Origin of the sequence: Cognatiluteimonas lumbrici (assembly GCF_006476065.1) — a bacterium.
Taxonomy (GTDB): domain Bacteria; phylum Pseudomonadota; class Gammaproteobacteria; order Xanthomonadales; family Xanthomonadaceae; genus Cognatiluteimonas; species Cognatiluteimonas lumbrici.
Genome location: NZ_ML636798.1, coordinates 183,602 through 204,445, shown reverse-complemented (window position 1 = coordinate 204,445; position 20,844 = coordinate 183,602). Strand labels below are relative to the sequence as shown.

Genomic DNA, 20,844 nt, shown 5'->3' with positions numbered 1-20,844 from the left:
CGATGCCGTCGGCGCTGGTCAAGATCCGATCGCAGCGCGACCAGATGTCGGCGATCGAGCGCCGCATCGCCGACTTCGTCCTCGAGAACGCGCAGTTGCTGCGCGACTATTCCTCGCAGCAACTGGCCAACGCGCTCGGGATCAGCCAGTCGAGCGTGGTCAAGTTCTGCCAGAAGCTCGGCTTCAAGGGCTACCCGGACCTCAAGTTCGCGATCAGCGAGGCGGTGCTGCGCGCGGAGAACGGCAACGGCGAGCCCGCCGCCGAGGAAGTGCCGCAGGACCGCAAGAGCACGCTCGCCTCCACCCTGTGGCGGCGCAAGTCCGAGGCCGAGGAAGCGACCCGCCTGATCAACCCGCCCGAGGCCATCGAGCAGGCAGCCGGCGCGATCGCCACCGCCGGCAAGGTGTTCATCATCGGCCTGGGCGAGGACGACATCCACGCCCGCGCCTTCGGCCTGAAGCTGTCGCTGCTCGGGATCCCGACGGTGCACAACTTCGACCCCGCGCACATGACCGCGAGCCTGTCCTCGGCCGGCCCGGGCGACGTCCTGCTGGTGTTCTCCGAGCACGGCAAGCAGCCGGCGTTGTGCCAGGTGTGCCGCTACTTCCGCGACCAGCGCGGCCGCGTCATCACCGTCACCCGGCACACCTCGAACGCGCTGCGCGCGAATGCCGACCTGGCGCTGCTGGTGTCCGCGCACGACGAGCGCGCGCACATCGAGCCGCTGCTGTACCACTCGGCGCTGCAGCACCTGCTCGACGGGCTGTTCGTGGTGCTGTGCGAATCCGATCCCGACCGCCACGCCAACCTGCTGGCGAACCTGGAGCGGATCCAGCCGCTCCTCGAACCGTAGAGGCCGCGATGTTGCGACTGCTGTTGCCGTTCACCCTGCTCGCCCTGGGCGCCTGCGCGCTCGCTCCCGCAAAAACCCCCGCCCCGCTGCCCTGGGACAAGTCCCGGCAGATGGTGGTGGTCACCACGCCCGACTGGGACGCGACCCGCGGGACGCTGCGCCGCTTCGCGCGCGACGCCTCCGGGACCTGGCAGCCGGTCGGGGAAGCGCAGCCGATCGTGGTCGGCCGCAGCGGCAGCGGCTGGGGCTTCGGCCTCAACCCGGCGCCGGACCAGGCGGTCGCGGCCGGCGACCCGATCAAGCGCGAGGGCGACGGCCGCGCACCGGCCGGCGTGTTCGCGATCGGCACCGCGTTCGGCTACGCCGCCGATGCCGACACCCGCCTGCCCTACCAGGCGATGGACGCGAGCGACTGGTGCATCGACGTCAGCGGCTCGCCGCTCTACAACCGCATCGTGGACGCCGACGACGTCGGCCAGGCCGCGGTCGAAGGCTCGACCGAACCGATGCGCCGCGACCTGCACGCCGACGGCGACCAGCGCTATCGCCTCGGCTTCGTGATCGAACACAACCCGCGGGCGGTGCCGATGGCCGGCAGCTGCATCTTCGCGCACCTGTGGAAGACCCCGGACACCGCGACCGCCGGCTGCACGGCGATGGCGCCCGACACCATGGACGCCGTGCTCGGCTGGCTCGACCCCGCCCTGCATCCGGTGTTCGTCCTCCTGCCCGATGCCGAGTACCGCGAACTGCGCTCGGCCTGGCGCCTGCCGGAGCCGACGCGATGAGCGCCACCGCACGCATCCTGACCGGCCTCGCCGCCGGCGCCCTGCTCGGCCTGCTGCTGGCCTGGTTCGACCCGGCGCTCGGGGCCCGGGTCGCCGACGTGGTGCAGCCCTTCGGCAAGCTCTGGCTCAACGCGCTGCAGATGACCGTGGTGCCGCTGGTGCTGGCATTGGTGATCGTGGGCGTCAACACCGCCGCCGACGCCGCCGCCACCGGGCGCGTGGCGCGGCGCGCGATCATCGTGTTCCTGCTGATCCTGGCCGGGGCGGCGGCGATGGCCGCGGTCCTGGCCCCGGCGCTGCTGGCGCTGGTGCCGCGCGACCCCGACCTGGCCGCGGCCCTGCACAGCGCCGCCGGCACCGGTGCGGCCGCCGCCACCCAGCCGGCGAGCTGGGCCGACTCCCTCGTCGCCATGGTGCCCAGCAACGCGATCGCGGCCGCTGCCGAGAGCGCGATGCTGCCGCTGGTGGTGTTCGCGCTGTTCTTCGGCTTCGCGCTGACCCGCATCGGCGGCGACCACCGCGCCAAGCTGGTGGATTTCTTCCAGGCGATCGCCGACGCGATGATCGTGATCGTGCGCTGGGTGCTGTGGGCGGCGCCGTTCGGCGTGTTCGCGCTGATCCTGGCGGTGTGTGCGCGCGCCGGCATCGGCATGATCAGCGCGCTCGGCGTGTACATCGGCCTGGAGGTCCTGCTGTACCTGCTGGCCACGGTGCTGATGCTGCCGGTGGCGCTGGTCTGGGGCGGCGAGCCGCTGCGCCGCTTCGCGCTGGCGCTGCTGCCGCCGCAGGCGGTGGCCGCCAGCACCCAGTCCTCGCTGGCCTCGCTGCCGGCGATGCTGCAGAGCTCCGAGCGCAACCTCGGCTATCCGCGCGAGGTATCGTCGCTGGTGCTGCCGATGGCGGTCTCGCTGTTCCGCATCACCAGTCCGATCCAGTACATGGCCACGGCCTGCTTCATCGCCTGGGCCTTCGGCATCGAACTCACCCCGGCCCAGCTCGCCACCGGCGCCGGGCTGGCGGTGCTGATCAGCATGGGCTCGGTCGGCCTGCCCGGGCAGGTCAGCTTCATGGCCACCAACCTGCCGGTCACCGCGGCGATGGGGCTGCCGGTCGGGCCGCTGGGCCTGCTGCTGGCCGTGGATACCATCCCGGACGTGTTCGCGACCGTCGGCAACGTGAGCGGCGACATGGCCGCCAACAGCGTGGTCGTGCGAAAATCGGCGGTTCCAGGCCCCCGTAGCTCAGCTGGATAGAGCGTCCCCCTCCTAAGGGGAAGGTCGTGCGTTCGAATCGCGCCGGGGGCGCCACGAACAGGAGTTTGTAATGACGCATCCCGTGTTGACCGCGCTTGGACTCACCGAAAACGAGTCGGGCACCTACCTGGGCAATGGCGAGTGGTCGAAGGCGACCGGCGCCGGGGTGCTGGAGCCGGTGAACCCGACCGACGGCAAGGTGCTGGCGAAGGTCCAGGCCACCAGCCGCGAGGACTACGAGACCATCGTCCGGCGCGCGCAGGAGGGCTTCAAGGCCTGGCGCACCACCCCGGCCCCGCGCCGCGGCGAGGCCATCCGGCTGTGCGCCGACGCGCTGCGCAAGCACAAGGACGCGCTCGGCTCGCTGGTCGCGCTGGAGATGGGCAAGTCCAAGCCGGAAGGCGACGGCGAGGTCCAGGAGATGATCGACATCGCCGACTTCTCGGTCGGCCTGTCGCGCCAGCTCTACGGCCTGACCATGCATTCCGAGCGCCCCGGCCACCGCATGTACGAGCAGTGGCATCCGATCGGCCTGGTCGGGATCATCTCGGCGTTCAACTTCCCGGTCGCGGTCTGGTCCTGGAATGCGTTCGTGGCCGCGGTCTGCGGCGACATCTCGATCTGGAAGCCGTCGCCCAAGACCCCGCTGTCGGCGATCGCCTCCATGCGCATCTGCAACGAGGCGCTGCGCGAAGCCGGCTTCCCGGACCTGTTCTACCTGTTCAACGACGCCGGCAACGAGCTGGCGCAGGAGTTCGTGGACGACAGGCGCATCGCGCTGGTGTCGTTCACCGGTTCCACCAAGGTCGGCCGTCATGTCGGCGAGCGCGTGGCGCGGCGCATGGGCCGCTCGCTGCTCGAGCTCGGCGGCAACAACGCGATCATCCTCGACGAGACCGCGGACCTGAAGCTGGCGATCCCGGGCATCGTGTTCGGCGCGGTGGGCACCGCCGGCCAGCGCTGCACCACCACCCGCCGCCTGTTCGTGCACGAGTCCATCTACGACGACGTGCTCGCCAAGCTGGTGTCCGCGTACAAGCAGGTCGAAGGCAAGATCGGCGACCCGACCGACCCGAAGAACCTGATGGGTCCGCTCAACAGCCAGGACGCGGTCAAGGCCTACCTGGCCGCGATCGAGCAGGCCAAGGCGGCCGGCGGCACCATCGCCACCGGCGGCGCCGCGATCGACCGGCCCGGCAACTTCGTGCTGCCAACCATCGTCACCGGCCTGTCCAACGACGCCGAGGTGGTGCAGACCGAGACCTTCGCGCCGATCCTGTACGTGATGAAGTACCGCGACCTCGACGACGCGATCGCGATGCAGAACGACGTGCCGCAGGGCCTGTCCTCCTCCATCTTCACCAACAACCTGAAGGCGGCGGAGAAGTTCCTGTCGGCGGCCGGTTCGGATTGCGGCATCGCCAACGTCAACATCGGCACCTCCGGGGCCGAGATCGGCGGCGCCTTCGGCGGCGAGAAGGAGACCGGCGGTGGCCGGGAATCGGGCTCGGATGCGTGGAAGGCCTACATGCGGCGGCAGACGAACACGATCAATTACTCGGATTCGCTGCCGCTGGCGCAGGGGATCAAGTTCGACTTGTAGGACAAGGGCGAAAGCGGGAACAGGGAACGGGGAACAGGGAACTGTTGGCCGCGGCGGACTGACGGAGCGAGGAGCTGCCGGGTGTACAGGTTGGTGCGGCCACTGCTGTTCTCGATGGAGGCGGAGCGCGCGCACGGGGTGACCTTGCGCGCGCTCGACCGGGTGCACGGGACCGCGCTCGGGCGGTTGCTGGCGCCGCCGGTGGCGCCGCTGGTGACCAAGGTGCTGGGGCTGGCGTTCCCCAATCCGGTGGGCCTGGCCGCGGGGCTGGACAAGAACGGCGAGCACGTGGACGCGCTGCTCGGCCTGGGCTTCGGCTTCGTCGAGGTCGGCACGGTCACGCCGCGGCCGCAGGCCGGCAACCCTGCCCCGCGCCTGTTCCGGCTGCCGCGGCAACAGGCCCTGATCAACCGCATGGGCTTCAACAACGACGGCGTCGAGGCGCTGGTGCGCAATGTCTCGCGCGCGCGCCGCGCCGGCAACGGCCTGCTCGGCATCAACATCGGCAAGAACAAGGACACGCCCAACGACTTCGCCGAGGGCGACTACCTGTTCTGCCTGGAGCGGATCTACCCGCTCGCCGACTACATCACGGTCAACATCTCCTCGCCCAACACCGCCGGCCTGCGCGAGCTGCAGGAGGAGCAGGCACTGCGGCGGCTGGTCGGCACCCTGCGCGAGGCGCAGGAACGGCTGGGCGCGCTGCACGGCAAGCGCGTGCCGATGCTGGTCAAGGTCGCGCCCGACCTCAGCGACGACGACGTCGAGGCCTGCGCGCGGGTGCTGGGCGACCTGCAGGTGGACGGCGTGGTCGCGACGAACACCACCACCTCGCGGATCGCGGTGCAGGACCACCCGCTGGCCAGGGAGACCGGCGGCCTGTCGGGCGCGCCGCTGATGGAGAAGTCCACCGCGGTGCTGCGGATGCTGCGCACGCGCCTGCCGGAGACGATCCCGCTGGTCGGCGTCGGCGGGATCATGGGCGGGCCCGACGCCGCCAAGAAAATGGCGGCCGGCGCCAACCTGGTGCAGCTGTACACGGGGCTGGTGTATCGCGGCCCGGCGCTGGTCGGCGAGTGCGTGGACGCCATGCGCCGACGCAAGGAAGCACCCAGCCGGGGTAACCTGCCCCCGGATGAATGACGCCCCCGCCGCAGGCACCCCGCCCGCCCCCGGTTACCGGATCTTCGAGGACGCGCGCCTGGACGCGCGCAACACCTTCGGCGTGCCTGCGCGCGCGCCGATGCTGGTCGAGGTGCCGGACGCGGCGGCGCTGCCGGAGCTGTTCGGCAACGCCATGCTGCGCGACGGCCCGGTACTGGTGCTGGGCGGCGGCAGCAACCTGCTGTTCGCCGGCGATCCCGAAGGCGTCGTGGTCGCGCTCACCGGACGCGGGCGGCGCATCGTCGGCGACGACGGCACCCACGCGATCGTGCGCGCCGAGGCCGGCGGCGAGTGGCACGACCTGGTGCTGTGGACCCTCGGCCAGGGCCTGTCGGGGCTGGAGAACCTGGCGCTGATCCCGGGCACGGTCGGCGCCGCGCCGATCCAGAACATCGGCGCCTACGGGGTCGAGGTGCGCGAGCGCATCCACGCGGTGGAGGCGTTCGAACGCGCGACCCGGACGCTGCACCGCTTCTCCGCGGACGAGTGCGCGTTCTCCTACCGCGACAGCCGCTTCAAGCACGAGCCGGACCGGTTCGTGGTCACCGCGGTCGAGCTGGCGCTGCCGCGCAGGCCGGAGTTGCGGCTGGAGTACGCGGGCATCGGCGAGGAACTGGCGGCGATGGGCGTGGACGCCGGCGCCGCGCGTCCTTCGCAGGTGGCCGAGGCGGTGTGCCGCATCCGTCGCCGCAAGCTGCCGGACCCGGCCGTGATCGGCAATGCCGGCAGTTTCTTCAAGAACCCGATGGTGCCGGTGGCGCAGGCCGAGGCACTGCAGGCCGAGCACCCCGCCCTGCCCGTGTTCCGCGGCAACGACGCCGGCGTGCGCAAGCTCTCGGCGGCCTGGCTGATCGATGCCTGCGGCTGGAAGGGCCACCGCGAGGGCGATGCCGGCGTGGCCGCGAGCCACGCGCTGGTGCTGGTCAACCACGGCGGCGCCAGCGGCGCGCAGCTGCTGGACCTTGCGCGGCGGATCGCGGCCTCGGTCCGGGAGCGCTTCGGGGTGGCGATCGAGCCGGAGCCGCGGATCGTGGGAGCGCGCTGGTGAGCACGGACGCCGCGGCCGGTCCGCAGAAATCGACGCCGCCGTTCCTGAAGGCCGCCGGGCTGATGCTGCTCAGCACGACGTTCTTCGGGCTGATGGCGGTGGTGATCCGGATTGCCTCCGACGCCGACGTGCCGACGGTCGAGATCGCCTTCTTCCGCAACTTCTTCGGATTGCTGGCGCTGCTGCCGTTCCTGCACCGCAGCGGGCGCGGGGTGTTCCGCACGCAACAGCTGCCGCGCTACTTCGTGCGCTGCGCGATCGGCGTGGCCTCGATGCTGTGCGGTTTCTGGGCGATCGGTAACCTGCCGATGGCGCAGGCGATCTCGCTGTCGTACTCGGCACCGCTGTTCGTGACCATCCTCGCGGTGATCTGGCTCGGCGAGGTCGTGCGCAGGCGCCGCTGGACGGCGGTGGTGCTGGGCTTCATCGGCGTGCTGGTGATCGTGCGCCCGGGCACCGAGGGCTTCAGCGCGGGCTCGCTGGTGGCGGTGGCCGCGGCGCTGCTGAGCAGCGTGGTGGCGATCCAGATCAAGCAGCTGTCGCGGGTGGACGCTCCGGACACGATCGTGTTCTACACCTACGTGTTCTGGGTGCCGCTGTCGCTGGTGCCGGCGCTGTTCGACTGGACTTGGCCGTCGGGCATCACCTGGCTGTGGCTGGTGGCGATCGGCGTGCTCGGTACAGGCGGACAACTGTTCTGGACGCGGGCGTTGAAGCTGGGCGAGGTGTCCGCGCTGACGCCGATCAGCTTCATGCAGCTGCCGCTGGTGACGGGGCTGGCGTGGATCCTGTTCGGGGAAGTGATCAGCGTCTGGACGGTGGTTGGCGCGGTGATCATCTTCGGGGCCAACGGCTACATCGCGCATCGCGAAGCGACGCTCTCGCGCAAGGCCGCGACCACGGCCCCCGTCGAAGCCGCCAAACCCGGCGAATAGCCGCGCAGACTTCGGAGGGACGGCGGCTGCACCCAAGCCGCGGTCGTCCCTTCTCCCCGCCCGCGGGGAGAAGGTGCCGCGAAGCGGCGGATGAGGGGCAAGCTTTCCCCACACGCCCTTCCACAACTCCCCCACAGACGCACCCAGATCTCCGACGCATCCTCCCCCGATGCGCGGCCACCGTCCCCATACCCGCGAGCGCGAACTCCGCCAATCATCCACGGAAGCAGAGCAACGCCTCTGGTACTTGCTCCGGGATCGGCGACTCAAAGGCTTCAAGTTCCGCCGCCAACACAAGATCGGGCCGTACTACGTCGACTTCGATTGCCTCAGGGCACGCTTGGTGGTCGAGGCCGATGGAGGCCAGCACGCCGCGCGCGCGTCGTACGACGCTGCACGGACGCATTACCTGGAATGGAAAGGATTCCGTGTGCTGCGGTTCTGGAACGACGAGGTGCTGGGGGAGACGGAGGGGGTGCTGGATGCGGTGTTGGAAGGGTTGCTGGGGCGGGGGTGAAGAGCTTGCCCCTCATCCGGCCCTTCGGGCCACCTTCTCCCCGCTGGGCGGGGAGAAGGGACGGCCGCGGGGGTAGATCAACCCGTAGGTGGCCAGGGTCCAGGCGGTGGCGGCGGTCCAGCCGGCGAGGATGTCGCTGGGATAGTGGACGCCGAGGTAGATGCGGGAGAGACCGACGGAGAGGACGAAGGTGGTGGCTAGGGCGACGACCAGGGGGCGCAGGATGCGCGCGTGCGGGGTGTCGAGGTGTCGGAGGAGGAGGATGGCGACCCAGGCCAGGGTGATGGAGCCCATGGCGTGGCCGCTGGGGAAGCTGTAGGTGGTCTCGGGGGCGATCGAGTCCCAGAGCGCAGGGCGGATGCGTTCGAAGAAGTGCTTGGTGGCGACGTTGAGCAGCATCGAGCCGAGGAAGGCGGTGGCGGCGAACAGGCTGGCGCGCAGGCGGTGGCGGAACAGCAGCGCGAGCACCAGCAGGGTGTCGGCGACGATCACGCCCTCGTAGCCCAGCCGCGAGGCAAGCAGGAAGAAGCGGTCGAAGCCTGCCCGGGCCATGTCATGCGCGAACAGCAGCAGCGGGTCGTCGAACGGGAACGGTTCGCCCTCGCCCACTTCATCCGCGAGTTCGGCGAAGCCCCAGAGCGACAGACCGATGAGGCCGAACAGCACCAGCAGGCGCAGGCCGTGGCGGCGCAGGAACGCGGCGCCGAAGCGCGCTTCGTCGCGCAGCGCGCGGGCGGCCTCAGACGTTGGCGTGGGCGGTGGCGTCGGCGCCGAAGCGTCGTTCGACATAGGCGTCGATGATCGCGATGAAGTCCTCCGCGATGCTATCGCCGCGCAGGGTGACGGTCTTTTCACCGTCCACGAACACCGGTGCCGACGGTGCCTCGCCGGTGCCCGGCAGCGAGATGCCGATGTTGGCGTGGCGCGACTCGCCCGGGCCGTTGACCACGCAACCCATCACCGCGAGGGTCAGGTTCTCGGCGCCGGGATGGCTGATGCGCCACTCCGGCATCCTGGCGCGCACGTGCTCCTGCACCACCTGGGCCAGGTGCTGGAAGAACTCGGAGGTGGTGCGGCCGCAGCCCGGGCAGGCGGTGACCATCGGCGTGAACGCGCGCAGGCCCATGGTCTGCAGCAGTTCCTGCGCGACCACGACCTCCTGGGTGCGCGGAGCGCCCGGTTCGGGCGTGAGCGAGATGCGGATGGTGTCGCCGATGCCCTCCTGCAGCAGCACCGCGAGCGCGGCGCTGGAGGCGACGATGCCCTTGCTGCCGATGCCGGCCTCGGTCAGGCCCAGGTGCAGCGCGAAGTCGCTGCGCGCGGCGAGGTCGCGGTAGACCGCGATCAGCTCCTGCACGCCGCTGACCTTGCAGCTCAGGATGATGCGCTCGGGCGGCAGGCCCAGTTCGACCGCGCGCGCGGCCGAGTCCAGCGCCGAACGGATCAGCGCCTCGCGCAGCACGCGGGCGGCGTCCCAGGGCTCGGCGCGGGTCGCGTTCTCGTCCATCAGGGTGGTCGCCAGCGCCTGGTCGAGCGAGCCCCAGTTGGCGCCGATGCGCACCGGCTTGCCGTTGGCGATGGCGAACTCGACCAATTGCGCGAACTGCAGGTCCTTCTTCCTGCCGAAGCCGACGTTGCCGGGGTTGATGCGGTACTTGGCCAGCGCGCGCGCGCAGGCGGGTTCCTTCGCCAGCAACTGGTGGCCGTTGTAGTGGAAGTCGCCGACGATCGGCACCTCGACGCCCATCATCGCCAGCTTGTCCACGATGCGCGGAACCGCGGCGGCGGCGTCGGGGGTGTTGACGGTGACGCGCACGATCTCGGAGCCGGCGCGCCAGAGCTCGGCCACCTGCTTCGTCGTCGCGGCGACGTCGGCGGTGTCGGTGTTGGTCATGGACTGCACCACCACCGGGGCGCCGCCGCCGACCGGCACGTTGCCGACCCGCACCTGGCGGGTGGCACGGCGGCGGGCGGGTCCGGAATCCTGCTTCAATGCATCCTCGAGCATGGGCCCTATTGTAGTGGCGCTATCCTGTCCCGATGGCGACCGAACCCACCGGCGAGATCCTCAGCCCCAGCCAGCTCAACACCCTGGCCCGGGGATTGCTGGAGGACGCCTTCCCGCTGGTCTGGGTCGAGGGCGAGCTGAGCAGCGTCGCCCGCCCCTCCTCCGGGCACCTGTATTTCTGCCTAAAGGACGCCCGCGCGCAGGTGCGCTGCGCGATGTTCCGTCCAAAGAGCACCTGGCTGAAGTTCGCCCCGCGCGAGGGCCTGCGGGTGCTGGCGCGCGGCCGGCTGACCCTGTACGAGGCGCGCGGCGAGTACCAGCTGGTGCTCGACCACATGGAGGAAGCCGGCGAAGGCGCGCTGCGGCGCGCGTTCGAGGAGCTGAAGGCGCGGCTGCAGGCCGAGGGCCTGTTCGACGAGGCGCGCAAGCGCCCCCTGCCCGCCTACGTGCGCCGGCTGGCGGTGCTGACCTCGCCCACCGGCGCCGCGGTGCGCGACGTGCTCAGCGTGCTGGCCCGGCGCTTCGCGCTGCTGGACGTCGACGTGCTGCCGGTCCAGGTGCAGGGCGCGACCGCGGCGGCGCAGATCACCGCGATGCTGCAGCGCGCGGCCGTCAGCGGCCGCTACGACGTGATCCTGCTGGCGCGCGGCGGCGGTTCGCTCGAGGACCTGTGGGCGTTCAACGACGAGTGGCTGGCGCGGGCGATCGCGGCCTCGCCGGTGCCGGTGGTGTCGGCGATCGGGCACGAGACCGACTTCAGCCTGTCCGACTTCGCCGCCGACCTGCGCGCGCCGACGCCGTCGGCCGCGGCGGAACTGCTGGTGCCGCACGCCGACGACCTGCGCCGGCGGCTGCAGTCGCTGTCGCAGCGGGTGTCGGCGACGCAGAAAGTGCGGCTGCGGCAGGCGGCGCAGCGCGCGGACCGGGCGGCGCTGCGGTTGCAGGCGCTGCATCCGCAGGCGCGCCTGCAGTTGCTGGGCCGGCGCCAGGCTGAGGCGGTGCGCCGCCTGCATGCGGCGTGGCAGCGCCGGCACGACCGCGATGCGTCCCGGCTGCGGGAACTGGCGCGGTCGCTGTCTGCGATCAGTCCGTTGGCCACGGTGGCGCGCGGATACGCGATCCTGCAGCACCACGACGGGCGCGTCGTGCGTGCGGTCGGCGACGTGGGCCGGGGCGACGAACTGAACGCCCGTGTCAGCGACGGGCAGATCCGGCTGAAGGTGCTCTGAGGCGCGGGTCGCGGCGCGAGCGCCGCTCCTACAGGTGGAGGAGCCAGGTGGCGGCGTAGAGCGCGAGGGTGAGGATGACGTAGGCGGCTTCGACGAGGCGGCGGCGCTTTGGGTTGTCGCGCGAGCGGGTGAGGTCGAGGACGAGCTGGCGCAGCAGGAAGGTGTAGAGCACGAAGTACAGCATCGGGATCGCGTGCACGTACCACGGGAAGTCGGCGAGGTTGCGGCCGAAGAACATGCCGAGGATCCAGCCGAGCTGGGTATGGATGCCGGCAACGCCGAGGCCGGCGTTGATGAACATCCACAGCACTTCGTCGAAGCCGAAGATGGCCAGGTAGAACACGGTGTAGACGACGATCGCCAGGCCGCCGTGCATGTACAGGAAGCCGACGTCGCCGTCGGCGCCGTAGGCGAGCACGAAGCCGGCGACGCCGAACATCAGCATGTGCACGAGGAAGAAGGGGTAGATGAAGTACTTGGGCGCCCCGGCGAAGCTCCCCGCTCCCTGCGCTTCCGTGGCCATCGCGCTCCCCCGATGGTGTCTCCCCGATGAATCGTAGCCGAAGCCGGGTGGCCCGGCGCGCGTGGGGCCCCCGTATAGTCCGGGTGAAATCCACGCCCCGGAGCCACCGCATGACGCGCCAAGCGAACCTCCTGCTGCTCTGTGCCTGTGCCCTCGCCCTGTCCGCTTGCCACCGGGCCACCGTGGCCGAAGCACCCCCCGCCGAACCGCAGCAGGACCTGGCTTCGGTCACCGTCACCGGGACCCGCCTGCAGGCCGAGGCGGAAATGGCACAGCGCCGGGCGCTGGCGCCGCCCCTGCCGATGTTCGCGCCGCCACCGCCGCCCCCGGTCTACAGCCAGCCCGCCAACACCGAGCACTACGCGGAGATCGACGACAACCCGGTGCACCGCACCAGCGAGCAGCCGGTGTCCACCTTCTCGATCGACGTGGACACCGGCAGCTACGCCAACGTGCGCCGGATGCTGCGCGAGGGCACGCGGCCACCGGCCGACGCGGTGCGCGCCGAGGAGATGATCAACTACTTCCGCCACGACCACCCCGCCCCGGACTCGCTCGAGGTGCCGTTCCGGGTGACCACGGAGCTTGCGCCGGCGCCCTGGGACGCGCGCCGCCAGCTGCTGATGATCGGCATCAAGGGCTACGACGTGCCGAAGTCGACGCTGCCGCCGGCCAACCTGGTGCTGCTGCTCGACACCTCCGGCTCGATGAACTCGCCGGACAAGCTGCCGCTGCTCAAGCGCTCCATGCAGCAACTCGTGAACCAGCTGCGGCCGCAGGACCGCGTGTCGATCGTGGTCTACGCCGGCTCGGCCGGGCTGGTGCTGCCGCCGACGCCGGGCGACCGCCGCGGCGAGATCCTGGCCGCGCTGGAGCGCCTCGAGGCCGGCGGCTCGACCAACGGCGGCGACGGCATCCGGCTCGCCTACGCGATGGCCCGCCAGGGCTTCGTCGAGGGCGGCGTCAACCGCGTGATCCTGGCCACCGACGGCGACTTCAACGTCGGCACCGTGGACCAGGGCGCGCTGGAGACGCTGGTCGCCGACCAGCGCAAGTCCGGGATCGCGCTGACCACGCTCGGCTTCGGCCGCGGCAACTACAACGACGCCCTGTCCGAGCGCCTCGCCGACCTGGGCAACGGCAACCATGCCTACATCGACAGCCTGTCGGAGGCGCGCAAGGTGCTGGTCGAGCAGATGGGCGGCACGCTGCTGACGATCGCCGGCGACGTCAAGATCCAGGTCGAGTTCAATCCCGCGCTGGTGGCCGAATACCGGCTCATCGGCTACGAGAACCGGGTGCTGCGCAACGAGGACTTCGCCAACGACAAGGTCGACGCCGGCGACATCGGCGCCGGGCACGAGGTCACCGCGCTGTACGAGCTGACGCCGGTCGGCTCCGGCGCCGAGCGGCTGCCGCCGCTGCGCTACGGCAACGACGCGTCGCCCGCGGATGCGCGCCGCGACGAGGTCGCGCACCTGCGCCTGCGCTACAAGCGCCCCGGCGAGGACACGAGCCGGCTGATCGAGACGCCGATCGCGGCCGGGTCGCTGCGCAAGGCGCCGAGCGACACCTTGCGGTTCGCGGCGACCGTGGCGGCGTATGCGGATGCGCTGCGCGGGGGCACGCACATCGGGGAGTGGGATTGGGAGGAGATCCTGGAGAGTGCGCGGGCGAGCGCTGGGGGGGATCCGTTGCGGGCGGAGTTCGTGGGGTTGGTGGAGCTGGCTGAGGGGGCGGTGGGGGGGTCTTAGGGGCGCGGACGGCCGTAGAGGTAGCCCTGGCCGAACTCGCAGCCGAGTTCGCGGAGGATGTCGCGCTGGGCCTCGGTCTCGATGCCCTCGCCGATGGCGTCGATGCCGAGGGTGCCGGCGAGCGCCAGGATCGCGCGCACCAGGGCCAGGCTCTCGGCCCGGGTCTCGCCGTCCAGGCCGGTGACGAAGCTGCGGTCGATCTTCAGCGACTGGATCGGGAACCGGTGCAGGTAGGACAGCGCCGAGAAGCCGGTGCCGAAGTCGTCCAGCAGCGCCTGCACGCCGCGCCCGCGCAGGGTGCTGAGCATGCGCAGCGCGCGCGGCGCGTCGTCGAGCAGCGCGACCTCGGTGATCTCGATGCGCAGCCGGTGCGGATCGGCGCCGGCGGCATCGAGCATGCGCAGCAGGCGCTCGGCGAAATCGTCCGAACGGAAGTGCCGCGGTGAGACGTTGATCGAGACGTAGCCTTCGGGCTGCCGGCACAGCCACTCCACCACGCGCTCGTAGATCAGCCAGTCCACCTGCTCGATCAGGCCGCTGTCCTCGCCCACGCCGATGAACTCGGCCGGCGGCAGCGCACCATGCAGTTCGTGGTTCCAGCGCAGCAACGCCTCGTGGCCGACGACCTGGCCGTCGGCCAGGCGCACGATCGGCTGGAAGTGCGGCACGAAGGCGTCGTTGAGGATCGCGCGGCGCAGGTCGGCCTCGAGGTCGAGCAGCCGGATGGCGTGCGCGCGCATCGCCTCGTCGAACAGCGCACTGCGGTCGCGGCCTTCGGCCTTGGCGCGGTACATGGCGGCGTCGGCGTCGCGCAGCAACTCCTCGCCGAGGCGGTAGCGCGGCTGCCACTGGGCGATACCGATGCTCGCCGATGGGAACAGCTCGCGCCCGCCCAGCCATAGTGGCTTGCCGACCGCCTCGAGGATCCGCGCCGACAGCGCCAGGCTGGCCTCGGCGTCGTCCACGCCCTCTGCCAGGATCGCGAACTCGTCGCCGCCGAAGCGCGCGACCACGCCATCGTCGCCGAGCGCGTCGGCGATGCGGCGGCCGATCTCGACCAGCATCTCGTCGCCGGCGGCATGCCCGATCGAGTCGTTGATCAGCTTGAAGCGGTCCAGGTCCAGGAACAGCACCGAGAAGCTGCCGCGCCCGGCGTCGCGCGCGCGGCTGATGGCGGAATCCAGGCGCTCGAGCAGGTGCGGCCGGTTGGGCAGGCCGGTGAGCGCGTCGTGGCGGGCTTGGTGGGTCAGGCGCTGCTCGGCGCGCACGCGCTCGCCGATCTGCGCGCGCAGCTCGCGGTTGGCGCCGGCCAGCTCGCGGGTGCGCGCCTCGACCCGGAACTCCAGCTCCGAGTGCGCCGCTTTCAGGTGCTCCTGCGCGCGCTTGCGCGCGAGGCCGCCGCCGATGTGGTGGGCGACGAAGGTCAGCAGTTCCTGGTCGCGCTCGCTGAACATGATCTCGGGGGTGTAGGTCTGCACCGCGATCGCGCCGACCACGGTGGAGTCGCGCAGCAACGGCACGCCCAGCCAGCTGTGCGCAAGCGCGCCGTGGCTGCGGACCTCGCCGCTGGCCTCGAGCTCGGCGATGCGCGCGCGGTCGGCGAGCAGCGCCTCGCCGTGGGTGATCACGTACTCCGTGAGTCCGCGCGTCAGCTTGCGGGTGACGCGGGCGGCATCGCGCTCGTCCACCGAGTACGGGAACTCGATCTGGTCGCCCTCGGGCGTGAGCAGCGCGATGTAGAAGTTGCGCGCGTACAGCAGCTCGCCGACCACGCCGTGGACGTCGGCGTAGAAGCGCTCGAGGCTGCCGGCGGTGACCGACATCTCGGTGATCCGGTACAGCGCGCGCTGCAGGCGCTCGGCGCGCTGGCGCTCGACGATCTCGGCCTGCAGCACCAGGTTGGCCTGCTGCAGTTCGAGGGTGCGCTCGTCCACGCGCCGCTCGAGTTCCACGCGTGCGTGCTTGCGGTCGAGCGCGGTCATGATGTGCTGGGCGACGTACTCGAGCAGCGCGCGCTCCTCGTCGCTGTAGCTGGCGGGGTGGTCGTAGCTCTGGACCACAATCGCGCCGGCGACGCGGTCGTCGCGGCGCATCGGCACGCCGAGCCAGTCGGCGCTGTCCGGGCCGTGGCGCAGGTCGAGGGTCACGCCCAACTCCTTGCGCAGGCGCGCCGAGGGCCCGAGCAGCGGGCGCCCGTGGCGCAGCAGGGCCACGGTCAGGCTGTTGGGCATCTCGTCGATGGACAGCGCGACCTCGGGGTCGGCCTCGTACGGGTCCAGGCGGTCGGCGAAGTAGAGGAAGCGGATCGAACGCGCGACCTCGTCGTAGAGCACGATGTAGAAGTTCTCGGCGTACATCAGCCCGCCGACCACGGCGTGGATGCGGCGCAGCATCTCCTCCATCTCGAGCGCCGAGCCGGCCAGGTCGGCGATCTCGTACAGGGCCTGCTGCAGCCGCTGCGCCTTCTGCAGCGCTTCGATGCGCGCCTGCGCGCGGGCCGAGGCCAGGGTCGCGGCGACGGTCCGGCGCGCCAGCGACGCCCACGCCGCGCGCATGGTCGCGGGCAAGGGCTCGGGCATCTGCACCGCGAGCGCGATGCGCAGGCCGTCGGCCTCCCAGGCCTCGTCGATGCAGCCGCGGCACGGGCCGGGCGCGCGTCCGTCGAGGCTGGCCAAGGCATTGTCGTGCAGGGTTTCGGCGGCGCCGTCCGAAGCCGACAGCCCGTGGCCTTCCGGACCGCGCCAGCGCACCACGACCCCGGACCCCGCCGGCAGGGTCTCGGTCAGCGCTTCGGCCAGGCCGTCGAGCGGCGTCCCCGCCTGCGGCGCAGCCGTGGCGGGTACGGCCTGCGCAGTGATCGTGCCCCCTCCCATGGCCGCAGGATAGCGCCGCGGATGCGAAGATGGCACCGCAATGGGCCAGACGCTGGCGGCGCGAGCCGCATTCACCCTCGATGTGCGGCACAGCCGCTTCCTCGCGCAGGCCGCGCCGGTGGAATCGCCGGCGCAGGCGCTGGCGTTCCTGGACGGTGTCGCCGACCCCGGCGCGACCCACAACTGCTGGGCCTACCGCATCGGCGCGGAGTACCGCTCCAGCGACGACGGCGAGCCCGCGGGCACCGCCGGGCGCCCGATCCTGGCGGCGATCGACGGGCAAGGCCTGGACCAGGTCATGGTGGTGGTCACGCGCTGGTTCGGCGGCATCAAGCTCGGCGCCGGCGGACTGGTGCGGGCCTACGGCGGCGCCGCGGCGGAGTGCCTGCGCACCGCGCCGCGGCGACCGCTGGTCACCCTGCGCGAACTGCGGGTGCGCGCGGGCTTCGAGGACCTGGGCACGGTGCACGCGGTGCTGGCCGCGGCGGGTGCGGAAAAGCTGGACGAGGCCTTCGATGCGGAGGGGGTGGTGATGCGGGTGGCGGTGGCGGAGGAGGCGGTTGGGGATCTGCGGGAACGGTTGCGGGACTCTACGCGGGATCGGGCTCGGATCCTGTAGGAGCGTTCGGACTTCGGGTGGGCGCTGTCGCGGGAAAGGCGGTGCCCCTGGCCTCCTCCAGAGCGTTTTGAGTCGTCGGCCAGGGGCACCGCCTTTCCCGCTGCGCTGCGCCGCATGCGGAGTTCGGCGCTTCTACAATGGGCGGCATGGCAGATTCTCCTGAGTCGAAGAGCAAGGCGCCGGTGGGGAGCCTGCGGGCGTTGTGGCCGTTCGTGCGGGCGCACCGGGGGTTGTTCGCGGCCTGGCTGGTGGCGCTGGCGTGCTCGTCCACGGCGACGCTGAGCCTGCCGGTGGCGTTCCGGCAGATGATCGACCAGGGGTTCTCGAGCAGCGCCAACATCGACCGCGCGTTCCTGCTGCTGTTCGGGGTCGCGCTGGCGCTGGCGCTGGCAACCGCGGCGCGCTTCTACTTCGTGTCGCTGCTCGGCGAGAAGGTGGTGGCCGACCTGCGGCAGAAGCTGTACACGCACCTGCTGGCGCTGGACGCCGCGTTCTTCGACCGCAGCCGTAGCGGCGAGCTGGTGTCGCGGCTGACTGCGGACGCCGAGCTGCTGCGCAGCGTGGTCGGTTCGAGCATGTCGGTGGCGCTGCGCAGCCTGGTGACGGTGGTGGGCGCGATCGCGATGCTGTTCGTGACCAGCCCGCACCTGGCCAGCTACACCCTGGTCGGGATCCCGGTGGCGGTGCTGCCGATCGTGCTCGGCGCGCGCCGGCTGCAGAAGATGTCGCGCGACAGCCAGGACCGGGTGGCCGACGCCAACATGCTGGCCACCGAGGTGCTCGGCTCGGTGCGCACGGTGCAGGCGCACGCGCGCGAGCCGTACGAGCGCGGACGCTTCGCCGCCGCGGTGGCGCGCGCGGTGGAGACCGCGCGCAAGCGGATCGGCGCGCAGGCGATGGTCACCGCGGTCGCGATCGTCGCGATCTTCGGCGCGATCACGCTGGTGCTGTGGTCGGGCGCGCAGGAAGTGGTGGACGGCACGATGAGCCCGGGCACGCTCGGCCAGTTCGTGCTGTACGCGCTGATCGGCGGCGGCTCGGTCGGCTCGCTGGCCGAGGTCTGGAACGAACTGCAGCGCGCGGCCGGCGGCATGGGCCGGATCAGCGAGCTGCTGCAACAGCAGCCGGAAGTGGTCGCGCCGGCGTCGCCGAAGCCGCTGCCGACGCCGTTGCGCGGCGAGATCCGCTTCGAGGGCGTGACCTTCCATTACCCGATGCGGCCGGACCTGCCGGCGCTGGAGCATTTCGACCTGACGGTGCGCCCGGGCGAGACCGTGGCCCTGGTCGGCCCGTCCGGGGCCGGCAAGAGCACCGTGTTCACCATGCTGCTGCGCTTCCACGACCCGAGCAGCGGGCGGGTGCTGCTGGACGGCGTGGACGTGCGCGAGCTCGACCCCGCGCAGCTGCGCGAACGGATCGCGCTGGTGCCGCAGGCGCCGACGATCTTCGCCGCCAGCGCCGCCGACAACATCCGCTACGGGCGGCTGGACGCGACCGACGCCGAGGTCCGCGCGGCGGCGGAGAACGCCGAGGCGGACGGCTTCCTGGACGCCCTGCCCGAGGGCTTCGCCAGCGAGCTCGGCGAGCGCGGTGCGCGCCTGTCGGGCGGCCAGCAGCAGCGGGTGGCGATCGCGCGCGCGGTGCTCAAGGATGCCCCGGTGCTGCTGCTCGACGAGGCGACCAGCGCGCTGGATGCGCAGAGCGAGCGCGCGGTGCAGCATGCGCTGGAGAAGCTGATGGCGGGGCGGACGACGCTGGTGATCGCGCATCGGCTGGCGACGATCCTGAAGGCGGATCGGATCGTGGTGATGGATCGGGGGCGGATCGTGGCCGAGGGCAGCCACGAGGACTTGATGGCTCAAGGTGGGTTGTACGCGGAACTTGCGCGGTTGCAGTTCATCGATTGAGTTGCTTGCGTCGGGAGGGAGGCGTTGGCCCTTTGGGCGAATGTCCCCCGGCAGCCGCTTTGCGGCTGCCTCCTCCTTGATTTCGCCCAAAGGACCAACGCCTCCCTCCTTCAGGCTGCGCGGGCGATGAACTGGTCGAGCGGGAGGTCGGTGGGGAGCGTGCCGAATCCCAGGAGGTGTGGGGTTGCCAGGCGGGTGCGGACGAAGGGTTGGGCGATGGGATTCGCTGCCCTGAGGAGGACGCTCGCCTGCAGCGCTAGCGCGAGGGATTCTACGAAGCGGCGGGCGGCACCCTCCTGGATCGGGGTCTTGCCCTGGAGGGGGGCGCGGAGGGACTCGATGGCGGCGGTGTAGGCGGGGCCGGCGTCGAAGTGGAGTTCGTTCCAGAGGGCCTGGCCGGTGTCGGGCTCGCGCGCGAGGGCGCGGAGGACGTCGAGGCACTGGATGTTGCCGCTGCCTTCCCAGATCGAGTTGAGCGGGGCCTGGCGGTAGAGGCGCGGGAGCAGCGACTCCTCGACGTAGCCGTTGCCGCCGAGGCATTCCTGGGCCTCGTTGACGAAGGCCGGGGCGCGCTTGCAGATCCAGTACTTGCCGATGGCGGTGGCGATGCGCGCGAACGCGGCTTCCGACGGGTCGCGGGGCGCGTCGTCGACGGCGCGGGCGACGCGCATGGACAGCGCCAGCGCGGCCTCGGCCTCGATCGCGAGGTCGGCGAGGACGTTGCGCATCAGCGGCTGGTCGAGCAAGGGCTTTCCGAAGGCGACGCGGTGGCGGCAGTGGTGGATCGCCTGGGCCAGGGCCATGCGCATCAGCCCGGCGGAACCAAGCATGCAGTCCAGGCGGGTGAGCATCACCATCTCGAGGATGGTGGCGATGCCCCGCCCTTCTTCGCCCACGCGCCAGGCGCGGGCGCCGCGGAACTCGACCTCGGAGGAGGCGTTCGACCAGTCGCCGAGCTTGTCCTTCAACCGCAGCAGCGCGAACGCGTTCTTCGCGCCATCGGGCAAGCGCCGCGGCAACAGGAAGCAGGTGAGTCCGCCGGGTGCCTGCGCCAGCACCAGGAAGCCGTCGGACATCGGCGCCGAGAAGAACCACTTGTGGCCGACCAGCGCGTAGGGCTCGCCCGGATCGCCGCCGGTGGCGGCCACCGGCGTGGCGACGGTGGTGTTGCTGCGCACGTCGCTGCCGCCCTGCTTCTCGGTCATGCCCATGCCGAGGGTGATGCCGGCCTTGTCGGCGACCGGAACCTCGCGCTGGTCGTAGGCCGGGGCCGCCGCCTTCCGCGCCCATTCGCGGAGGCCGTGTTCGCGCTGCAGCACCGGCACCGCGGCGTGGGTCATGGTCAGCGGGCAGCTGCTGCCGGGCTCGGCCTGGTAGTGCAGGTAGCTGAGGGCCGCGCGCGCCACGTGCGCGCCGGGCACCGGCTCGGCCCACGAGAGGCCGGCGACGCCGTGCTGGATCGCCGCGTCCATCACCGCGTGGTAGTTGGGGTGGAACTCGACCCGGTCGATGCGGTGGCCGTGCGCATCGTGCGTCCGCAGGCGCGGGCGGTCGCGGTGGGCGTCGAAGGACAGCGCGTACAGCGCGCTTCCGGCGAGCGCGCCGTAGGCCGCGATGCGCTCCGCGAACCCGGAGGCGCCCTCGCGCGCCACCGCCTCGCGCAGCGCGACGTCGCCCGCCCACAGGTCGCGCGGCGCGAACGGCGGCGGCTGGTTGTCGACGACGTGGGTCTCGAACGGCGGCAGGTCCATGCCCCGAATCTACTCCAG

17 protein-coding genes and 1 tRNA gene are annotated in these 20,844 nt (G+C 71.4%); 13 read left to right on the top strand and 5 right to left on the bottom strand.

Translation table 11 applies throughout. The features are described from left to right. The first annotated feature begins 2 nt into the window (after positions 1 to 2). From E4F25_RS01060 to E4F25_RS01020, 9 genes are all read left to right on the top strand, one after another. Entirely contained in the window at positions 3 to 854 is an 852-nt protein-coding gene (locus E4F25_RS01060) for a MurR/RpiR family transcriptional regulator (protein ID WP_140908443.1), read from the top strand. Between the two features lie 8 nt (positions 855 to 862). Next, positions 863 to 1,642, top strand: coding sequence for a L,D-transpeptidase family protein (locus tag E4F25_RS01055; protein ID WP_140908442.1), 780 nt, complete (start codon positions 863 to 865; stop codon positions 1,640 to 1,642). Then, complete coding sequence (locus E4F25_RS01050) at positions 1,639 to 2,895, top strand: dicarboxylate/amino acid:cation symporter (RefSeq protein WP_140908441.1); 1,257 nt, start codon at positions 1,639 to 1,641, stop codon at positions 2,893 to 2,895. The genes E4F25_RS01055 and E4F25_RS01050 overlap by 4 nt, the downstream gene beginning before the upstream one ends. After that, positions 2,873 to 2,949 (top strand) — tRNA-Arg (locus tag E4F25_RS01045). The genes E4F25_RS01050 and E4F25_RS01045 overlap by 23 nt, the downstream gene beginning before the upstream one ends. 16 nt (positions 2,950 to 2,965) lie before the next feature. Then, positions 2,966 to 4,498, top strand: coding sequence for an L-piperidine-6-carboxylate dehydrogenase (amaB, locus tag E4F25_RS01040; RefSeq protein ID WP_140908440.1), 1,533 nt, complete (start codon positions 2,966 to 2,968; stop codon positions 4,496 to 4,498). A gap of 81 nt (positions 4,499 to 4,579) precedes the next feature. Then, on the top strand, positions 4,580 to 5,641 hold the full coding sequence (locus E4F25_RS01035) for a quinone-dependent dihydroorotate dehydrogenase (RefSeq protein WP_140908439.1): 1,062 nt from the start codon (positions 4,580 to 4,582) through the stop codon (positions 5,639 to 5,641). Further along, entirely contained in the window at positions 5,634 to 6,710 is a 1,077-nt protein-coding gene (gene murB, locus E4F25_RS01030) for a UDP-N-acetylmuramate dehydrogenase (RefSeq protein ID WP_140908438.1), read from the top strand. Before E4F25_RS01035 ends, murB begins: the two co-directional genes overlap by 8 nt. Before the next feature lie 62 nt (positions 6,711 to 6,772). Beyond that, entirely contained in the window at positions 6,773 to 7,645 is an 873-nt protein-coding gene (locus tag E4F25_RS01025) for a DMT family transporter (protein ID WP_140910245.1), read from the top strand. Between the two features lie 169 nt (positions 7,646 to 7,814). Further along, positions 7,815 to 8,162 (top strand): endonuclease domain-containing protein, encoded by a 348-nt coding sequence (locus E4F25_RS01020; RefSeq protein WP_140908437.1) that lies wholly within the window; start codon positions 7,815 to 7,817, stop codon positions 8,160 to 8,162. Positions 8,163 to 8,174: 12 nt separating this feature from the next. On the opposite strand, the gene E4F25_RS01015 is transcribed toward E4F25_RS01020, so the two are convergent. Both E4F25_RS01015 and ispG read right to left on the bottom strand, forming a co-directional pair. Continuing rightward, positions 8,175 to 8,951, bottom strand: a complete 777-nt coding sequence (locus E4F25_RS01015) for a phosphatase PAP2 family protein (RefSeq protein ID WP_140908436.1) — start codon at positions 8,949 to 8,951, stop codon at positions 8,175 to 8,177. Beyond that, positions 8,902 to 10,170: a flavodoxin-dependent (E)-4-hydroxy-3-methylbut-2-enyl-diphosphate synthase gene (ispG, locus tag E4F25_RS01010; RefSeq protein ID WP_140908435.1), complete on the bottom strand. Its 1,269-nt coding sequence runs from the start codon at positions 10,168 to 10,170 to the stop codon at positions 8,902 to 8,904. Before ispG ends, E4F25_RS01015 begins: the two co-directional genes overlap by 50 nt. Positions 10,171 to 10,202: 32 nt before the next feature. On the opposite strand from ispG, the gene xseA reads away from it, so the two are divergent. Further along, the gene (gene xseA / locus E4F25_RS01005) at positions 10,203 to 11,399 is read left to right on the top strand and encodes an exodeoxyribonuclease VII large subunit (protein WP_140908434.1); all 1,197 of its coding nucleotides are present in this window, start codon (positions 10,203 to 10,205) and stop codon (positions 11,397 to 11,399) included. 28 nt (positions 11,400 to 11,427) lie between these two features. On the opposite strand, the gene E4F25_RS01000 is transcribed toward xseA, so the two are convergent. Continuing rightward, positions 11,428 to 11,922, bottom strand: a complete 495-nt coding sequence (locus E4F25_RS01000; protein ID WP_140908433.1) for a hypothetical protein — start codon at positions 11,920 to 11,922, stop codon at positions 11,428 to 11,430. Between the two features lie 110 nt (positions 11,923 to 12,032). Between E4F25_RS01000 and E4F25_RS00995 the strand changes: the two genes are divergently transcribed. Continuing rightward, the gene (locus tag E4F25_RS00995; RefSeq protein ID WP_140908432.1) at positions 12,033 to 13,676 is read left to right on the top strand and encodes a YfbK domain-containing protein; all 1,644 of its coding nucleotides are present in this window, start codon (positions 12,033 to 12,035) and stop codon (positions 13,674 to 13,676) included. Here E4F25_RS00995 and E4F25_RS00990 read toward each other — a convergent pair. Further along, the gene (locus E4F25_RS00990) at positions 13,673 to 16,549 is read right to left on the bottom strand and encodes an EAL domain-containing protein (RefSeq protein WP_140908431.1); all 2,877 of its coding nucleotides are present in this window, start codon (positions 16,547 to 16,549) and stop codon (positions 13,673 to 13,675) included. The genes E4F25_RS00995 and E4F25_RS00990 overlap by 4 nt on opposite strands. Positions 16,550 to 16,589: 40 nt before the next feature. Here E4F25_RS00990 and E4F25_RS00985 point away from each other — a divergent pair, with 40 nt between their 5' ends. Next, the gene (locus E4F25_RS00985) at positions 16,590 to 17,168 is read left to right on the top strand and encodes an IMPACT family protein (RefSeq protein ID WP_140908430.1); all 579 of its coding nucleotides are present in this window, start codon (positions 16,590 to 16,592) and stop codon (positions 17,166 to 17,168) included. A gap of 146 nt (positions 17,169 to 17,314) precedes the next feature. After that, the gene (locus E4F25_RS00980; RefSeq protein ID WP_140908429.1) at positions 17,315 to 19,075 is read left to right on the top strand and encodes an ABC transporter transmembrane domain-containing protein; all 1,761 of its coding nucleotides are present in this window, start codon (positions 17,315 to 17,317) and stop codon (positions 19,073 to 19,075) included. Positions 19,076 to 19,185: 110 nt separating this feature from the next. Here the strand turns inward: E4F25_RS00980 and E4F25_RS00975 are convergent, their stop codons facing one another. Then, positions 19,186 to 20,826 carry an acyl-CoA dehydrogenase family protein gene (locus tag E4F25_RS00975; protein WP_140908428.1) on the bottom strand — a complete coding sequence of 547 codons (1,641 nt, stop codon included), beginning with the start codon at positions 20,824 to 20,826 and terminating at the stop codon, positions 19,186 to 19,188. Between the last annotated feature and the right edge of the window lie 18 nt (positions 20,827 to 20,844).